This window comes from Cyanobium sp. BA5m-10 (assembly GCF_024346255.1).
Classification (GTDB): domain Bacteria; phylum Cyanobacteriota; class Cyanobacteriia; order PCC-6307; family Cyanobiaceae; genus Cyanobium_A; species Cyanobium_A usitatum.
The window spans coordinates 147793-163024 of the sequence record NZ_JAGQCP010000001.1 but is presented as its reverse complement, the minus strand read 5'-3'; the positions used below and the strand labels follow the sequence as shown (position 1 = coordinate 163024).

General features: G+C 64.0%; 13 protein-coding genes and 1 pseudogene. 3 read left to right on the top strand and 11 right to left on the bottom strand.

Features of this window, described 5'->3' with window-relative positions:
* Window positions 1–13: 13 nt before the first annotated feature.
* On the bottom strand, window positions 14–1477 hold the full coding sequence (gene ffh / locus KBY85_RS00935) for a signal recognition particle protein (RefSeq protein ID WP_254959694.1): 1464 nt from the start codon (window positions 1475–1477) through the stop codon (window positions 14–16).
* A 75-nt stretch (window positions 1478–1552) separates the two neighbouring features.
* Entirely contained in the window at window positions 1553–3511 is a 1959-nt protein-coding gene (locus tag KBY85_RS00930) for an IMS domain-containing protein (protein WP_254959693.1), read from the bottom strand.
* A 149-nt stretch (window positions 3512–3660) separates the two neighbouring features.
* Here KBY85_RS00930 and pdhA point away from each other — a divergent pair, with 149 nt between their 5' ends.
* On the top strand, window positions 3661–4788 hold the full coding sequence (gene pdhA / locus KBY85_RS00925) for a pyruvate dehydrogenase (acetyl-transferring) E1 component subunit alpha (protein ID WP_106502205.1): 1128 nt from the start codon (window positions 3661–3663) through the stop codon (window positions 4786–4788).
* A gap of 25 nt (window positions 4789–4813) precedes the next feature.
* On the opposite strand, the gene KBY85_RS00920 is transcribed toward pdhA, so the two are convergent.
* The 3 genes and pseudogenes from KBY85_RS00920 to KBY85_RS00910 form a co-directional block, all read right to left on the bottom strand.
* Window positions 4814–5740 (bottom strand): sigma-70 family RNA polymerase sigma factor, encoded by a 927-nt coding sequence (locus KBY85_RS00920; protein ID WP_254959691.1) that lies wholly within the window; start codon window positions 5738–5740, stop codon window positions 4814–4816.
* A 69-nt stretch (window positions 5741–5809) separates the two neighbouring features.
* Window positions 5810–6643 (bottom strand): ADP/ATP-dependent (S)-NAD(P)H-hydrate dehydratase, encoded by an 834-nt coding sequence (locus tag KBY85_RS00915; protein ID WP_254959758.1) that lies wholly within the window; start codon window positions 6641–6643, stop codon window positions 5810–5812.
* A gap of 246 nt (window positions 6644–6889) precedes the next feature.
* Window positions 6890–7309: pseudogene (locus KBY85_RS00910) on the bottom strand (NAD(P)H-hydrate epimerase); the annotation flags it as partial.
* Window positions 7310–7566: 257 nt separating this feature from the next.
* On the opposite strand from KBY85_RS00910, the gene mnmA reads away from it, so the two are divergent.
* Window positions 7567–8670, top strand: a complete 1104-nt coding sequence (mnmA, locus tag KBY85_RS00905) for a tRNA 2-thiouridine(34) synthase MnmA (RefSeq protein WP_396121791.1) — start codon at window positions 7567–7569, stop codon at window positions 8668–8670.
* A 42-nt stretch (window positions 8671–8712) separates the two neighbouring features.
* Here mnmA and KBY85_RS00900 read toward each other — a convergent pair whose 3' ends face one another.
* The 3 genes from KBY85_RS00900 to KBY85_RS00890 are packed head-to-tail and all read right to left on the bottom strand — an operon-like array spanning window position 8713 to window position 10889.
* Window positions 8713–8958 (bottom strand): 2Fe-2S iron-sulfur cluster-binding protein, encoded by a 246-nt coding sequence (locus KBY85_RS00900; protein ID WP_254959689.1) that lies wholly within the window; start codon window positions 8956–8958, stop codon window positions 8713–8715.
* Window positions 8959–10449, bottom strand: coding sequence for a cobyric acid synthase (locus tag KBY85_RS00895; RefSeq protein WP_254959757.1), 1491 nt, complete (start codon window positions 10447–10449; stop codon window positions 8959–8961). It lies immediately after the preceding gene.
* Between the two features lie 44 nt (window positions 10450–10493).
* Complete coding sequence (locus KBY85_RS00890; protein ID WP_254959688.1) at window positions 10494–10889, bottom strand: Npun_F0494 family protein; 396 nt, start codon at window positions 10887–10889, stop codon at window positions 10494–10496.
* Window positions 10890–10910: 21 nt separating this feature from the next.
* Here KBY85_RS00890 and KBY85_RS00885 point away from each other — a divergent pair, with 21 nt between their 5' ends.
* Window positions 10911–11489: a nucleoside triphosphate pyrophosphatase gene (locus tag KBY85_RS00885; RefSeq protein WP_254959687.1), complete on the top strand. Its 579-nt coding sequence runs from the start codon at window positions 10911–10913 to the stop codon at window positions 11487–11489.
* Here KBY85_RS00885 and KBY85_RS00880 read toward each other — a convergent pair.
* The 3 genes from KBY85_RS00880 to psbD all read right to left on the bottom strand — a co-directional run bounded on the left by KBY85_RS00880 (window position 11467) and on the right by psbD (window position 15054).
* Complete coding sequence (locus KBY85_RS00880) at window positions 11467–12465, bottom strand: YcgJ family protein (protein ID WP_254959686.1); 999 nt, start codon at window positions 12463–12465, stop codon at window positions 11467–11469. The two genes, KBY85_RS00885 and KBY85_RS00880, sit on opposite strands and share 23 nt — an antisense overlap.
* 161 nt (window positions 12466–12626) lie before the next feature.
* Window positions 12627–14048 carry a photosystem II reaction center protein CP43 gene (gene psbC / locus KBY85_RS00875; RefSeq protein WP_261354064.1) on the bottom strand — a complete coding sequence of 474 codons (1422 nt, stop codon included), beginning with the start codon at window positions 14046–14048 and terminating at the stop codon, window positions 12627–12629.
* Complete coding sequence (gene psbD / locus KBY85_RS00870; RefSeq protein WP_254959685.1) at window positions 13996–15054, bottom strand: photosystem II D2 protein (photosystem q(a) protein); 1059 nt, start codon at window positions 15052–15054, stop codon at window positions 13996–13998. The genes psbC and psbD overlap by 53 nt, the downstream gene beginning before the upstream one ends.
* Window positions 15055–15232: the final 178 nt, after the last annotated feature.

The following is a 15232-nucleotide window of genomic DNA, read 5'->3' as shown; positions in this document are numbered from 1 at the left end:
CCCCGTCGGGTGCTCATAGCTGGCCGAATCCCTTGCGTTTCTTGGCGGGCTTGGCAACTCTTTGCCCCGCCCCACCGCCACCGCCACTGCCACCGCCACCCATGGGGCCAGGCATGCCGGGCATCCCTGGCATTCCGGGCATACCCCCCATCCCTGGCATGCCGGGCATGCCGCCGCCGCGGGTCATCTGCTGCATGAAGCCGCGCATCTTCTGGAAATCGGCCAGCACCTTGTCCACCTCGGCCGAGCTGTGGCCGCAGCCAGAGGCGATGCGTCGCCTTCTTGAGGGTTGGGCGGCCAGCAGCTCCGGTTGCTGGCGCTCGATCTCTGTCATTGAGCCAATCATCGCCTCGATCTTCTTGAGCTGAACCTCGCCTTGCTTGAGCATGCCGTCGTCAATTTTGTTCATGCCCGGGATCAGCTTCATCAGCCCGCCCAGGGAGCCCATGCGCCGGATCATGCGCATCTGTTGCAGAAAGTCGGAGAAGTCAAAACTGGCTTCCTGGAGTTTTTGCTGCATGCGGGCCACGTCGGCCAGCTCCACTTCCTTGGTGGCCTTCTCCACCAGGGTGAGCACGTCGCCCATGCCGAGGATGCGGCTTGCCATCCGCTCGGGATGGAAGGGCTGGAGCGCCTCTACCTTCTCGCCGGTGCCGATGAACTTGATCGGCGCACCGCTCACCTTGCGGATCGAGAGGGCGGCACCGCCGCGGGAGTCGCCGTCGAGCTTGGTGAGCACGGCTCCTGTGATCCCAACCTGCTCGTGGAATGCCCGGGTGAGATCGGCGGCCTCCTGGCCGATCATCGAATCCACCACCAGCAGCACCTCGTCGGGCTGCACGGCCTGACGGATCCGCACCATCTCCTCCATCATCAACGTGTCGATTTGGAGTCGGCCAGCGGTGTCTACCAGCACCGTGTCGAAGCCCTCCTCGCGGGCCTTGGCGATGCCGGCGGCGGCTATGTCCTCGGGCTTGGCATCGGTGCCAAGGCTGAATACCTCCACGCCGATTTGGGCGCCCAGGGTTTTTAGCTGCTCAATGGCGGCAGGTCGGTAGACGTCTGCTCCCACCAGGAGGGCCTTGCGCCCCTGTTCCTTGAGGTGCAGGCCGAGCTTGGCGGTGGCGGTGGTTTTGCCGGCGCCCTGCAGGCCGGCCATCAGCACCACCGAGGGTGCACCGGGCTTGCCTCCTGCGGCCAGGGGGGCGTTCTCGCCTCCCATGGTTTCAACCAGCTGCTCGTGCACCAGCTGGATAAATTTCTGATCCGGGCTAACTCCCCGCACCACCTCGGCGCCCACGGCCTTGCGGCGCACCTCCTCGACGAAGTCCTGAACCACCGGCAGGCTCACATCCGCCTCCAGCAGGGCTCGACGCACCTGCTTGAGCGCGCCTTCCACGTTGGTTTCCGTGATCGAGGCCTGCCCTCTCAGGCTCTTAACCGCCTCTTCAAATCGCTGGGAAAGCTCGTCAAACATCGCGGTGCCACTCCGGAGCCAGGGGTTGGGGTCTAGACCCCATATTCAAACGATCGTAAAAACCAGTCCGGCTGGTCAGGGAGCTTTCTGGAAGCTCACCAGGCGCCAGATACCTCCGTTGCGGCCAAACACATAGAGGTTGCGAAGCTCCATCTTGCTGGGCTCGCCTTGAGAATCCCCCTTGGAGTTGAGCCGCTGATCGGTGTAGCTCAGCCCCACCGTGGCGGCGATGCGGTTGGCGTCTCGCTCGTTGATCACCAGATTGGTGATGTCGGTGCTGATGGTCTGGGTTTCGCCGCGGGCCTGGTCGGCATCGCGCTCCGATCCGAGTCGATCCAGCTGGCTTGGCCGGGCCAGTACCTCCAGGGGAATGCGACTGTCTTTGCCTGCCAGGATTGCGGCCTTGGCGTCGAGCCATGCTTCGAGCAGGGCCTGCACCTGGGCTTCACTCGGCGCTTCCTCCCGCAGGGGCAGGCTGGGCTCGGCGGGAGGGGTGGCCTTAACGGGAGGGGAGGGCTTGATGGGAACAGCTGGTGGGGCGACCGGTTGCACCGCGATGGGAGTGCGGCCCGGGCCTGGGGCGGGAGAGCGCAGCCTCACAAACGAGGCGATGGCAAGCAGTGCCACCCCGGCTGCCACGGCTACTCCGGTAGTTGTGCGGCGCGACGGCCACTGCCGCTGCCGCTGCCACTGCCACTGAAACTGCCAGTGGGGCATGCGCTCCATCCAGGAGGCAGGACCATGGCTATCCCAGGCTTCCCGCAGGTTCTCTAGCCAGGCCGTCCCGTCCCAGTCCCACTGCTCGTCTTCGTCTTCCTGTTCCAGGAAGCCGCCGCTGGGGCTGGCTGGGGCTGCGCTAACCGGGGCTGAGCCCGTGTCCCAGGCAAAGGCGTTTTCGGCGGTCGCTGGCAATCGCTCTGAAGGGCTGTCGTGCTGCTCGACATAGGCCTGTACGTCGCGGTCGGCGAAGTAGGCCTCCAGATCCGGATCAGCCTCCAGATCGCGGTAGCCGGGCAACACATCACGCGCCAGCCAGTCGCGGCAGTAGGCGCAAAGTTGGGCAAGGGAATCGCTGCTTTGCTGCTCCGCCCAGCGCTTCAGTTCGGGGGTTGCTCCCTGATCGAAGGCGCTGCGGGCTTTGTCCACCTGCCCAAGCAGCAGATGCAGGCAGGCCAGCAGCGGTTGTAGTCCGTCTTGACCGCTGGCCTCCAGCCGCTCGCGGGCCGCGGCGATGCGCTCGGGCTTGCGTTGGGCAAAGCCGGAGGCGGTGAGGGCGGTGCTCGCCAAAAAATCTGCAGCCGCAGAGGCTTCTGCCCAGCGACCGAACAAATCCACTTGCTCCTGCACTGTCAGGAAGGCACGGATCTGCTTAAAAAAGGCTTGAAATTCCTCCGGGCCCATGCTCGGGTCACCGAAACCCTCCAGTCCGCCCCGGCGGGCCACCAGCTCTTCAAGCAGGGTCAGACCCTCGGCTCTTTCCGTTTGGGCCGTGAGGTTGCGGCTGAGTAGGTCCAGCACTCGGTAGGGCCGCAAACCATCGAGCTCGTCGCTGAGTTGCTGGCGAATGGCTGGTAATTGGCCCATCCGCTGCAGCAGGTGCTGGCCCTGCTGCAGGGTCTGGGCGGCGGCCTCGTAGCGCCGCTGCTGGTGCAGGTCGATGGCGGCCGCCAGGCAGGCGAGGCCAGCTAACAGGGCCAGGTCGGCCTCGCGAGTGCTTCCCAGCGCTGGCGTCTGAGGTGGCTGTAGGGCCCGGCAGGCGAGCTCGAAGCTTTCGAAGGCCTGACCCGCTTCGAGCAACAGCAGCAGGCCGCCCACCTCCTTGCTGGTGGGCACATCAAGGGCGGGCATCAGCGTTGGCCCGCTGCCGGCCAGCGCCGTCAGGTCGGATTCGTAGGCCTGGCGCCGGCTGCTGTCGCTGAGTAGGTCGGCGCTGGCGCGCAGTAGTTCCTCACGGGCTAGCAGGGTTTCCTGGGTAAATCCCTGATCTGGCGCCCGGTCGATGCGTTGCTGCAGGGTGCGCAATAGGGACTGCAAGTCCGTGGTCGGGTTGACTCCGAGCAACCGGAAATGATCGATCGGCAGTTCCAATCCTTGCCTTCCACTGGTGGCTGACTGTAGGCAGGGTCAGCGGTTGTGGCACAAATTGTCAGCTGCTGCGGGAACAGACCTCGTACAGTTGGTTAATGACGCAGGCGGACATGGGCCACGACATTGCGGCGGCACCTGGATCAGCCTCCGGAGCACCGACCTGTTCAGCCGACGTCACCAGTTTGGTGGGGGCTCACGCTGAGCGCCTCGAGAACCTTTACCCATCCGTGCCTGCCACGGTGAATCGCGACGAGGGCTTGATGCTCTATCGCGACATGACCCTTGGCCGGCGTTTTGAGGACAAGTGCGCGGAGATGTATTACCGCGGCAAAATGTTTGGCTTTGTGCACCTCTACAACGGCCAGGAAGCCGTGAGCACGGGCGTGATCAAGGCGATGAAGCTGCAGCACGACTGGTTTTGCAGCACCTACCGCGACCACGTTCATGCCCTGAGCTGCGGCGTGCCGGCCCGCGAGGTGATGAGCGAGCTATTCGGCAAGGAAACCGGCTGCAGCAAGGGCCGTGGCGGCTCCATGCACCTTTTTTCCAAGGAGCATCACCTGCTCGGTGGCTACGCCTTCATCGGAGAGGGTATTCCGGTGGCGCTCGGCGCAGCTTTTACCAGCCGCTATAAGCGCGACGCCCTCGGAGATGCCTCCAGCGACTCCGTCACCGCAGCCTTCTTCGGCGACGGCACCTGCAATATTGGCCAGTTTTACGAGTGTTTGAACATGGCGGCGCTGTGGAAGCTGCCGATCCTGTTTGTGGTGGAGAACAACAAGTGGGCCATTGGTATGGACCACAACCGTGCCACCAGCGATCCGGAGATCTGGCGTAAGGCCGCTGCCTTTGGCATGGCTGGTGAGGAGGTGGATGGCATGGACGTGCTGGCAGTGCGTGCCGCCGCCCAGCGCGCCGTTGAGAGGGCCCGGGCCGGAGAGGGCCCCACCCTGCTGGAGTGCCTCACCTATCGCTTCCGCGGCCATTCCCTGGCTGACCCCGACGAGCTGCGCGAAGAGGCTGAAAAGGAGTTTTGGGCCAAGCGAGATCCGATCAAATCCCTTGCCAGCCGCTTGATCGAGCAGGGCTTGACTACGGCCGAGGAGCTCAAGTCGATCGAGAAGGAGATCGATGCCGAAGTGGCAGATTGCGTCGAATTCGCCCTTGCGGCTCCCGAACCCAAGCCGGAAGAGCTCACTCGCTACATCTGGGCGGAAGACTGATACCCGTGCCCTAAAGCCCCGTGCCCTAAAGCGTCGTGGGGGTGCGGCGGGTGAGATTGCGCAGCTTGCGTAGAGCTTTGAGTTCTACCTGGCGCACTCTCTCCCGGGACACATCGAGCCGCCGGCCGATCTCCGCCAGGGTTTGACGCTCCTCTCCTTCCAGCCCGAAGCGCAGTTGCAGCACCTGGCGCTCCTGGTCGCTCAAATGGCTCAGCCAGCGCCCTAGCTGCTCTTGATGGATGCCGCGCTCCACCCGGTCGAGGGGCTCCTCCTCGGAGGAATCGGCGATCAGATCGCCCAGGAAGCTGCGGCCTTCATCACCGTTTACTGGCGCATCCAGGCTCGAGGTGGTGAGGGACTGGCGCAACAGGCCATCAAGCTCTTCGATCGGCATGGCCATGGCCTCGGCGATCTCCTGGCGGCTGGGCATGGCGCCGAGCTTGTGGGCAAGGTCGAGGCTCACCTTGCGAATGGCGGTGAGGCGCTCGCTGAGATGCACCGGCAGTCGAATCGTGCGCGACTGGCAAGCGATCGCTCGGGTCATGCTCTGGCGAATCCACCAGAAGGCATAGGTCGAAAACTTATAACCACGGGTGGGATCAAATTTCTCAACAGCCCGCTCCAGTCCCAGTGAACCTTCCTGGATCAAGTCGAGCAGCTCCAGACCCTTGCATTGATATTTTTTGGCAACACTTACGACTAAGCGCAAATTGGCCTTCATCATGCGCTGCTTAGAGCGCTTGCCGATGCGCATCAATTTCTTTTCCAAGTCGCTGAGCTCCCGATCTCCCTCCTCCGTGAGGCGCATCATTGTTTGCACCTGATTGCCGAGTTCGATCTCTTCAGCTGGCGTCAACAGGGGCTCCCGCCCGATCGTGGCCAGGTACCAAGTAATCGGGTCGCTACTTCTACGGCGGCTGCTTTCGCTGACCCTCGTCGGGGATGAGGTCATTGGTACGCCTATCGAAGGAGTCGACTATCGAGGCAAATTCGGCTATATGAGAGTGTTTTCAGCAACCCTTTAGCTTTCACTTGCAAAACAACACAGAAGCAGCCCTGTCCTGGCCTGACATTTACTGATTTCCGTGTTGTGATAAACACAGCTGAGCCAGGTTTTCTGCCACCTGCATTGGTGTGAAACCGCTCTCGGAGTTTCCCCCCGTCGCCCAGTCTGGGCGTGGGCCAGTGCTGCCGCGGCGAGCCAAGCGGCGTCGGCGTTGCCGCTGGCGGCCAGGGCCTTCGCTCCCAGGCCGGCGGCGTAGCCGGCCAGCACGTCTCCGAGTCCTGTTCTGGCACTACCGGGGCTGGCTTCGAGCAATTGCCAGCGGCGACCATCCGGGGCCGCCACGATGCTGCGGGCCCCTTTGAGCAATACGCAGGCCCCACTGCTCATGGCCGCCTGGGCGGCCGCCTCCAGGGCGGTGCTGCCGGCGAGCTCGGGAAAGAGGCGGGCGAATTCGTCGGGGTGGGGGGTAATCCAGGTAGGCCCCTGTCGCTGCTGGAGCCAGCGGCTTGCCTGCAGACCGAGCCCTTGACTCACTGGCCCCGCCAGGCGGTTGAGGCCTTCTGCATCAAGCACCAGCAGCCCTCGCCAGCTCAGCAGCTCACTCCAACTCGGCGGATTGGGCCAGCAGTTGGCCTCGCCCAGGCCGGGCCCGACCAGCAGGGCATCCAGCCGCTGGGGATCGAGTTCGGCCGGGGGATCGAGGCTCACCACTACCTGTGGGTGTTGCTGCCAGATGGTGCCGGCCAGGGCCTCGGGCAGGGCGGCACGAATACTGCCGCAGCCGCTGCTGCTGGCGCCGGCCAGGGCCAGGCTGGCGGCACCCCGATAGGTATCGCTGCCCGCTACCACCAGCAGTCGGCCGCGCTGATATTTCGATGCCGCCGGGTTGAATTTGGGTTTAGGTCTTGCCGCCAGATCCCGCTCCGCCAGAGCCAGGGGCACTTTGAGGGGAAGCTCCTGCAGCAGCGATGGCGGCAGGCCCAGGTCGACCCAGTGCAGCGACCCCACAGCCTCTAGGGCCGCGTCTTGAACCAGGCCGGTCTTGATGAGGCCGATTGCATAGGTGCTGATGGCCTGGGCCGTGTATGAGCCGGTGGCCTGGCCGCTGTCGGCGCAGAGGCCCGTGGGTACATCAATCGCCACTAGCCCATGTGGCCGCTGGCGCTGGCGCTGGTGCAGCAGGGCTTCGATCGCTTCTCCAGGTGCTCGCCGCTGGCCGATGCCCAGCAGGGCATCGATCCAGAGGGCGGCACCGCTGGGATCGGGGCTTGACTCCAGCCGGGGAATGCCAAGCCAAAGGGCGTGGCGTAGGTGGGCGGCGCTGAGCGGCTTGTGGCGCCCAAACGGGCTCCAGATGGCCGTTGAGATGCCAGCCAGGTGCAGTCACCGGGCGATCACCAGCCCATCCCCGCCGTTGTGGCCTGGCCCCACCAGCACCAGAGCCCCATGGCGCCCCAGCCGCTCGCCGTGCTGCTCCAGCAGCAGCCGACTCACCGCCAGGGCGGCCTTCTCCATCAGGGCTTCCACCGGCAGGCCGCTGGCGAAGAGTTGCTCCTCCAGCGCTGCCATCTGGGCGCTGTTGACCAGCAGGTGGCTGCTATTGCGTTCCGGCCAAGGGGCTACTGCGGACGGCTCTCCCAACCCCTTTAAGTCATCTGGGTTTCATGATGGGAGTACTCCCGTCAGCTGTCTGCGCTTTGCCTGCTCCAGTGGCTTCTTCCGCTTTTGTTCCGCCTGCCTCTACGCCCGCTGGCCAGGCCGCTTTAGAGCGGCTGCGGGCCTGGCCCGGGGAGCATCGCGTTGCGGTGGGCCTCTCAGGCGGCGTTGACAGCTCCTTGACGGCAGCCCTGCTGGTGGAGGCGGGCTGGCAGGTGGAGGGCCTCACCTTGTGGCTGATGAGTGGCAAGGGTGCCTGCTGCGCCGAGGGCCTGGTGGATGCCGCCGGCATCTGCGAGCAACTAGGGGTGCCCCACCACGTGGTGGATTTTCGCGAGCACTTCCAGGCCCAGATCGTTGATTTTCTGGTGCAGGGTTATCAGGCCGGCGTTACGCCGCTGCCTTGCTCTCGCTGCAATCGGGAGGTGAAATTTGGGCCGATGCTCCAGTGGGCTGAAAGCGAGCGGAGCATCGGCCGGCTCGCCACGGGCCATTACGCCCGGGTGCGCCATGGCGCCAGCAGCGACAACGGCCGTCACCAGTTGTTGCGCGGCTTAGATGGCCAGAAGGATCAGAGCTACTTCCTCTACGACCTACCCCAGGAGGCCCTGGGCCGGTTGGTGTTTCCCCTCGGCGAGCTCACCAAGGCAGACACGCGGCTGGAGGCGGAGCGCCATGGCCTGCGTACGGCCCAGAAGCCCGAGAGTCAGGATCTATGCCTGGCCGATCACCACGGCTCGATGAAGGCCTTTCTCGATGCCTACCTGCCGCCGCGCCAGGGTCAGATCGTGCTTACCGATGGCACGGTGGTGGGCGAGCACGACGGCATTGAGCATTTCACGATCGGCCAGCGCAAGGGCCTGGGGGTGGCCTGGAGCGAGCCACTGCATGTGGTGCGACTCGATGGGGCGATGAACCAGGTGGTGGTGGCTCCCCGCGCTGGGGCGGCCCGGGGCGAAGCGTTGGTGGGGGCGGTGAATTGGGTGTCGATCGAGCCACCTACGGCGCCCATGGAGCTGGAGGTGCAGGTGCGTTACCGCAGTGCACCCGAGCCGGCCCGACTGATTCCCTTGCCCGCCACCGACGCCGATAGCGCAGCCCTGCGGCCCCACCGGGTGCGGTTGGAGTTTGCCGAGGAGCAGTTTTCGATCACGCCTGGTCAGGCGGCGGTGTTCTACGCCGGTGAGGTGCTGCTCGGTGGAGGCCTGATTCAGTCCTGAGCCCAGGCAGTCCTAAGCCCAGTCAGTCCTGAGCCCAGCCAGTCACCAGTAGGGGTCGCTGGCTAGCTCCACCGTCAGAGAGCCGGAGCGGCTGGCGGGCACCGTGGCAATGCAGGCCCGCACCACCTGGCCGTTGACTTCGATCTCGCAGGCGCCGCAACTGCCGCCCAGGCAGCCCGTGGGGATCAGAAAGCCTGCGGCCTGGGCTGCCACCAGCCAGTCACACCCGGCTTTGCAGCTGCTGGTGTGGCCGTTGGGCCAGTGGATGCTGGTGGAGGAGTCGGCCATTTAGGGGCTCAGCAGGGGGGCGAGGTCTACGTGGGCCTCAAAGGCATCAGCGAGTCGCTCTAGGAGGGCGTCTCGCTGCCGGCTGTGGTGGGGCGGGTTCTCCGGCAGGGCAGCCAGGCCGCGACGCTGGCGAAGTTGGTTGAGCCAACGGCGCCGCCAGGGCCCGCTTTCGAATACCCCATGCAGGTAGGTGCCAGCCACCAGACCACCCGCTTCGCCAAAGCTGTACCAATGGCCCAGGTCGGGATCGGTGGCGAGGGGCTGCAGGGGGCCGGCAGTTTCGATGGGGCTGCTGAGGCCGCGATGCAGTTCGAATCCCTCCAGGCTCAAGCCCTCGCCGGGCCAGCGGGCCGTGCTTTGGCGCTGGCGCAGGGCCTTGCGGCCGCCGAAGCGGGTGCGTAGCGGCAGCAGATCCAGGCCGGCCACCACTTGCCCGGCGGTGCAATCACCGCCCTCAAGGCCCTGCGGATCCAGTAGCTCCCGGCCCAGAAGCTGTAGGCCGCCGCAAATACCAAACACCTGCCCCCCGCCGGCGACGTAGCTGCGCAGCTCCTGCCCCAGCCCAGCTCGCTGCAGGGCCGCCAGATCCCTCAGGGTCTGCTTGCTGCCCGGCACTATTACCGCATCGGGGCGCCCCAATGGTTCCCCCGGCGTGAGCCAGCGCAGCTGCACGCTTGGTTCGGCCTCGAGGGGATCGAGGTCTGAGAAATTGCTCAGTGATGGCAGGCGCAGCACGGCGATCTCCAGCTCGGCGCTGCTTTTGCGGCCGCGGCGCTCCAGCAGATCGAGGGAGTCTTCTGGCGGAAATAGCTCGTCTAGCCAGGGCATCACCCCCAGCACGGGGATGCCGGTGTGGGCCTCCAACCAGCGGCGCCCCTCGTCAAACAGCTCACGCCGGCCGCGGAAGCGGTTGATCAGCAGGCCGCGGATTAGGGGCCGCTCCACCGGCCGCAGCAGCGCCAAGGTACCCACCAATTGGGCAAAAACGCCACCGCGCTCGATGTCGGCCACAAGGATGCAGCGGGCCCGCAGAAATTGGGCTAAGCGCAAATTTGTGAGGTCGCGGGATTGCAGGTTTACCTCCACCGGGCTGCCAGCTCCCTCCAGCACTAGGCGCCCCCCCGGATGGGCCGCCTGCAGCTCGCTCAGGCCGGCGCGAATGGCCGCCCAGCCTGGCCGGAACCAGTCGCGGTAGTAGTGCTCAGCGCGGGCCAGCCCCACCGACTGGCCCAGATGGATCAGCTCGCTGGTGGAGTCGCCCTGGGGCTTGAGCAGCACCGGATTCATGCTGTGGTGGGGCTCCAGTCCGGCGGCCCAGGCCTGCAGCGCCTGGGAGTAGGCCATTTCGCCGCCGTCCTGATCAACCCAGGCGTTGTTGCTCATGTTCTGCCCCTTGAAGGGCAGGGGCGTTTCGCCGCGACGGCGCAGCACCCGGCAGAGGGCAGCGGTCATCAGCGACTTGCCAGCCCCGCTACTGGTGCCAAGCACCATCAGGGGGGTGGGTGCGGCTGGGGCCGGCTGAGCAGCTTTTGCGCTCATAGACGCGGCCGGTGGCGGCGCAACCCGTGCAGCAGGCGATCAAGTCCACTGGCGCCGGGAATCTCGCCAGGCCATTGGGCCAAAACTTCGCGTCCCATGGGCGTGAGCCGCACCCGCTCGGTGAGGCCCTGGCCATCAACTTCCCGCCGCAGCACCCCGAGCTGGATCAGCCAGATCCAGTGGGCTTCAACCCGATCGGCCGTCGGTGCTCCCTGGCAAAGGCTCTGGAGGTCGTTCCGGCGGCAGAGCTCGCCGCCGCTGAGAGCCCGATCGCTCACCTCCACGTAAAACGCCCGCCTAAATGGCAGGCAGCGCATTGCCTGGCTGGCCCTGGACAGGGAGCGTTTGTTTTGAAGCAGGGGGTCGATCGCGGCGGCTTCCCGGTGTTGCATAGAAGGATTCTCCCTGACCCCATGCTCGTGCTCGCCTCCGCCTCCCCAGCTCGCCGGCGCCTGCTGGAGCAGGCCGGCATCGCTCATCAGGTGCAGGTGAGTGGCGTTGATGAGGAGTCGATCAGCGATCCCGATCCCGCCCAGCTCGTGCAGCGGCTGGCCCGGGCCAAAGCCGAAGCCGTGGCACAACAACTGCCCCAGGGCTCCAGGGTGCTTGGCTGCGATTCGCTGCTGGTTTTCAACGGTGAGGTTTATGGCAAGCCCGCTGACGCTGGCGAAGCTCGGCAGCGCTGGTTGCAGATGGCAGGCGGTTGGGGTGAGTTGATCACCGGCCATTGCCTCCTGCCTTGCAATCAAGAAGCAGCTGATGGCGGGCCCCTTTTGGCCGCGGTAGTGACCCGCGTGCAGTTCGCTCTACTCAGCTCGGCGGAGATCGACGCCTATGTAGCCAGTGGCGAACCCCTCCAATGTGCCGGTGGCTTTGCCTTGGAGGGGCGTGGAGGGCTGCTGGTGGAGCGGATTGAAGGTTGCTTCAGCAACGTGATCGGCCTGAGCCTGCCGTTGCTGAGGCGATGGCTCAAGGCCCCATCAAGTTGTTGAGCAGCTGGCCGAAGCTATTGCCGTTAGTGGGGGCAGCAGTGGGTGTCACGGTGAGTACCCGATCAGACCAGGTGAAGATGACACTGCGGCCCTGGTCATTGACATTGACTGGCCAGGAGTTGCCCTTGACATCGCTGAGCTGGTAGCCGCCGCCCCTGGGCTTGCTAACGCTGTAAATGTTGCCGTCTTGAAGACTCACCTCTAGGAGTCGTCCCTTGCCAGTGCGGTTTTCCCGCAGTTCACAGTTGCCGTTGTACAGGGATTTAAACCAGCGGGTCATGCGGCATTGGGCCGCTCGGGTCTGGGTGCTGGCACCGCCAGCGCCAGTCCCATTCGCACTTCCGAATAGTTGGTTGGAGAGAGCAACATTCACCTGCTGACGGTTCCAGCCATCGCTCCAGCAGGTGCGAGCGTTGAGATCACAGGCGCTGCCGTTGCTGAGCCGAAATTGACGTGGCGGTGCTTGGCCGGCGAGGTTGCGCAGGGCGGTTTGCTCGGCAAAGGATCCGAAGTACTCCCGCGTTAGTCCAAGGGATAGGCCGGACTGGTCGTAGCAGACAGGACTGCTGCCGGGGTCGCAGACGATTCCGGCACGGGGGGTTTGCAAACCCTGGAGACCGCCGCCGGATTGATTTGCTGTTGTTGGGAGTGAGCCGAATAGTTGCTGGGTGAGGTTGGGAGCCATTTGGGCCCTCTGCCAGCCATCACTCCAGCAGGTGGCCGCTCGCGAGTCGCAAACAGCTCCGTTGCTCAGTCGGAAGTCATTGGCTTGGGGACGGTTGCCCAGCTCGGAGCTAAGACGGTTGGCAGCGATGCTGCCGAAGTAGGTCTGGGTCAGGCCGATGGAAGGTCCTTGCTTGTCGTAGCAGGTGGGTCCAGCTTGGTCGCAGATCACACCTGCAGCAGGAGAGGTGATAGCTCCTTGGGCCTGGGCTGGCTGGGCCAGTAAAGGAACCATATTCAGACCAGTTGCCACCAGAACAGCCTCCAATAGCCGTGATCTTGAGCTCAGGTTTTGAACTGAATGGCGGGCCATTAACAAAGGTCTTATTTCTCCGAAAGCTAGGCAGATAGGGGCGGGGCGGCAACAAAAAAGCCCCCGCTCGAAAGCGGGGGCCAGCAACGATCACTTTGTGATCAATCCAGATCCGGCATAGCCAAGGTGGGCTCTGCCTTGCGATCAATGCCCTTCTCGAAACCAGCAGCAGCAGCGCGAGCGCGACCTGCATGCCACAGGTGGCCGACCAGGAAGAAGAAGGCGAGGACAAACTGCGTGGACGCCAGCCATTGGCGGATGTTCACGAAGTTCACCGAGTTGGGCTCGGTGATGATGCCGCCAACGGAGTTCAGGGAGGCGTTCGGAGCGTGGGTCATGTATTCAGCCGCGCGGCGCACTTGCCAGGGCTGAATGTCGTTCTGGAGTTTGTCCAGGCTCAGGCCGTTGGGGCCGCGCAGGGGCTCCAGCCAGGGACCGCGGAAGTCCCAGAAGCGCATGGTTTCACCACCGAAGATGATCTCGCCTGTGGGTGAGCGCATCAGGTACTTACCCAGACCGGTGGGGCCCATGGCCGAACCGATGTTGGCGCCGAGGCGCTGGTCACGCACCAGGAAGGTGAAGCTCTGGGCCTGGGAGGATTCGGCGTTTGTGGGGCCGTAAAACTCCGAGGGATAGGCGGTGTTGTTGAACCAGATATAAGCCGAGGCGATGAAGCTCATAAAGCTCAGGGCGCCGAGGCTATAGCTCAAGTAGGCCTCACCATTCCAGATGAAGGCGCGACGCACCCAGCCGAACGGCTTGGTGATTGCGTGCCAGATGCCTCCGAAGATGCAGATCAGGCCGATCCAGATGTGACCGCCGATGATGTCTTCCATCGAGTTGACCCCGATGATCCAGCCCTCGCCACCAAAGGGTGCGCGGGTGAGATAACCGAAGATCACACCGGGGCTGAGGGTTGGGTTGGTGATGATGCGCACATCGCCACCGCCCGGTGCCCAGGTGTCATAAACACCGCCAAAGAACATGGCCTTGAAGACCAGCAGCAGGGCGCCGACGCCGAGAAGAATCAGGTGATAACCAATGATGTTGGTCATCTGATTCTTGTCGCGCCAATCCTGGGAGAAGAAGGTGGAGTAGTTCTCCAGCACTTCTGGACCACGCAGGGCGTGATACAGACCACCAAGGCCGAGCACGGCCGAGCTGATCAGGTGCAACACACCAACGACAAAGAACGGATAGAGATCGGTGACCTCACCGCCAGGACCAACGCCGTAACCCAGGGTGGCTACGTGGGGGAACAGGATTAGCCCCTGCTCGTACATGGGCTTATCGAAGGTGAAGTGACTCACCTCGAAAAGCATCATGGCCCCAGCCCAGAAGACCATCAGGCCAGCGTGGGCGACGTGGGCGCCGAGTAGGCGACCGGAGAGGTTGATCAGGCGGGCATTGCCCGCCCACCAGGCATAGCCGGTGGAGTCGAGGTCTTTGCCCCCGACCACCAGATTGGAATTAAAGGGCGTTTCCACGGGGCAGAACCTCTTCAGGGAAGACGAAGTTTTCATGCGGCTGGTCAGCCGGTGCCATCCAGGCACGCAGACCTTCATTCAGCAAGATGTTCTTGGTGTAGAAGGTTTCAAATTCGGGGTCCTCAGCGGCGCGGATCTCCTGTGACACGAAGTCATAGGCGCGCAGGTTGAGGGCCAATCCGATGATGCCGATGCTGCTGGTCCAAAGACCCATCACCGGCACAAACAGCATGAAGAAGTGCAGCCAGCGCTTGTTGGAGAAAGCGATCCCGAAGATCTGGCTCCAGAAGCGGTTGGCGGTGACCATTGAATAGGTCTCTTCTTCCTGGGTGGGCTCGAACGCCTTGAAGGTGTTCGACTGATCGGAGTCCTCAAACAGGGTGTTCTCAACCGTGGCGCCGTGGATGGCGCACAGCAGGGCACCGCCAAGGATGCCGGCCACTCCCATCATGTGGAAGGGGTTGAGCGTCCAGTTGTGGAAGCCCTGCAGGAAGAGCAGGAAACGGAAGATTGCCGCCACTCCAAAGGAGGGAGCAAAGAACCAGCTGCTCTGACCCAGCGGATACATCAGGAAGACACTGACGAACACCGCAATCGGGCCGGAGAAGGCGATGGCGTTGTAAGGACGGATGCCAACCAAGCGGGCAATCTCGAACTGACGCAGCATGAAGCCGATCAGGGCGAAGGCGCCGTGCAGGGCAACGAAGGGCCAGAGGCCACCGAGCTGACACCAGCGCACGAAGTCGCCTTGGGCTTCTGGGCCCCAGAGCAACAGCAAGCTGTGACCCATGGCATCAGCAGGAGTGCTGACGGCGGCGGTAAGGAAGTTGCAGCCTTCTAGGTAGGAGCTGGCAATTCCGTGGGTGTACCAGGAAGTGACAAAGGTGGTGCCGGTGAGCCAGCCACCCAGGGCCAGATAGGCCGTGGGGAACAGGAGCAGACCAGACCACCCCACAAATACGAAGCGGTCGCGCTTGAGCCAGTCATCGAGGACGTCGAACCATCCCCGTGCTGCTGGCGCGCGCCCTACAGCGATCGTCATGATGATGAAACGGTGCGGGAAACCCGCGGAGGCTGTGGGATTACCGGGCGATCGTAACAACGCTGAAGCGGATCGCGAGACCGGTTGAAACGGGCTGACATGGCTTCCTCTCGCTGGGCTTTCGCAGCTGATTTCTGACTGTCTTTTGCTTCACTTCTGAGCGCTTGGTCTTGATCAG

What these genes read in the sequence shown, in the direction of transcription:
- ffh (WP_254959694.1), bottom strand. Translation starts at nt 1,477, where the DNA reads ATGTTTGACGAGCTTTCCCAGCGATTTGAAGAGGCGGTTAAGAGCCTG.
- pdhA (WP_106502205.1), top strand. Translation starts at nt 3,661, where the DNA reads ATGACGCAGGCGGACATGGGCCACGACATTGCGGCGGCACCTGGATCA.
- KBY85_RS00920 (WP_254959691.1), bottom strand. Translation starts at nt 5,740, where the DNA reads ATGACCTCATCCCCGACGAGGGTCAGCGAAAGCAGCCGCCGTAGAAGT.
- KBY85_RS00900 (WP_254959689.1), bottom strand. Translation starts at nt 8,958, where the DNA reads ATGGCCGACTCCTCCACCAGCATCCACTGGCCCAACGGCCACACCAGC.
- KBY85_RS00895 (WP_254959757.1), bottom strand. Translation starts at nt 10,449, where the DNA reads ATGGTGCTTGGCACCAGTAGCGGGGCTGGCAAGTCGCTGATGACCGCT.
- KBY85_RS00890 (WP_254959688.1), bottom strand. Translation starts at nt 10,889, where the DNA reads ATGCAACACCGGGAAGCCGCCGCGATCGACCCCCTGCTTCAAAACAAA.
- KBY85_RS00885 (WP_254959687.1), top strand. Translation starts at nt 10,911, where the DNA reads ATGCTCGTGCTCGCCTCCGCCTCCCCAGCTCGCCGGCGCCTGCTGGAG.
- psbC (WP_261354064.1), bottom strand. Translation starts at nt 14,048, where the DNA reads ATGAAAACTTCGTCTTCCCTGAAGAGGTTCTGCCCCGTGGAAACGCCC.
- psbD (WP_254959685.1), bottom strand. Translation starts at nt 15,054, where the DNA reads ATGACGATCGCTGTAGGGCGCGCGCCAGCAGCACGGGGATGGTTCGAC.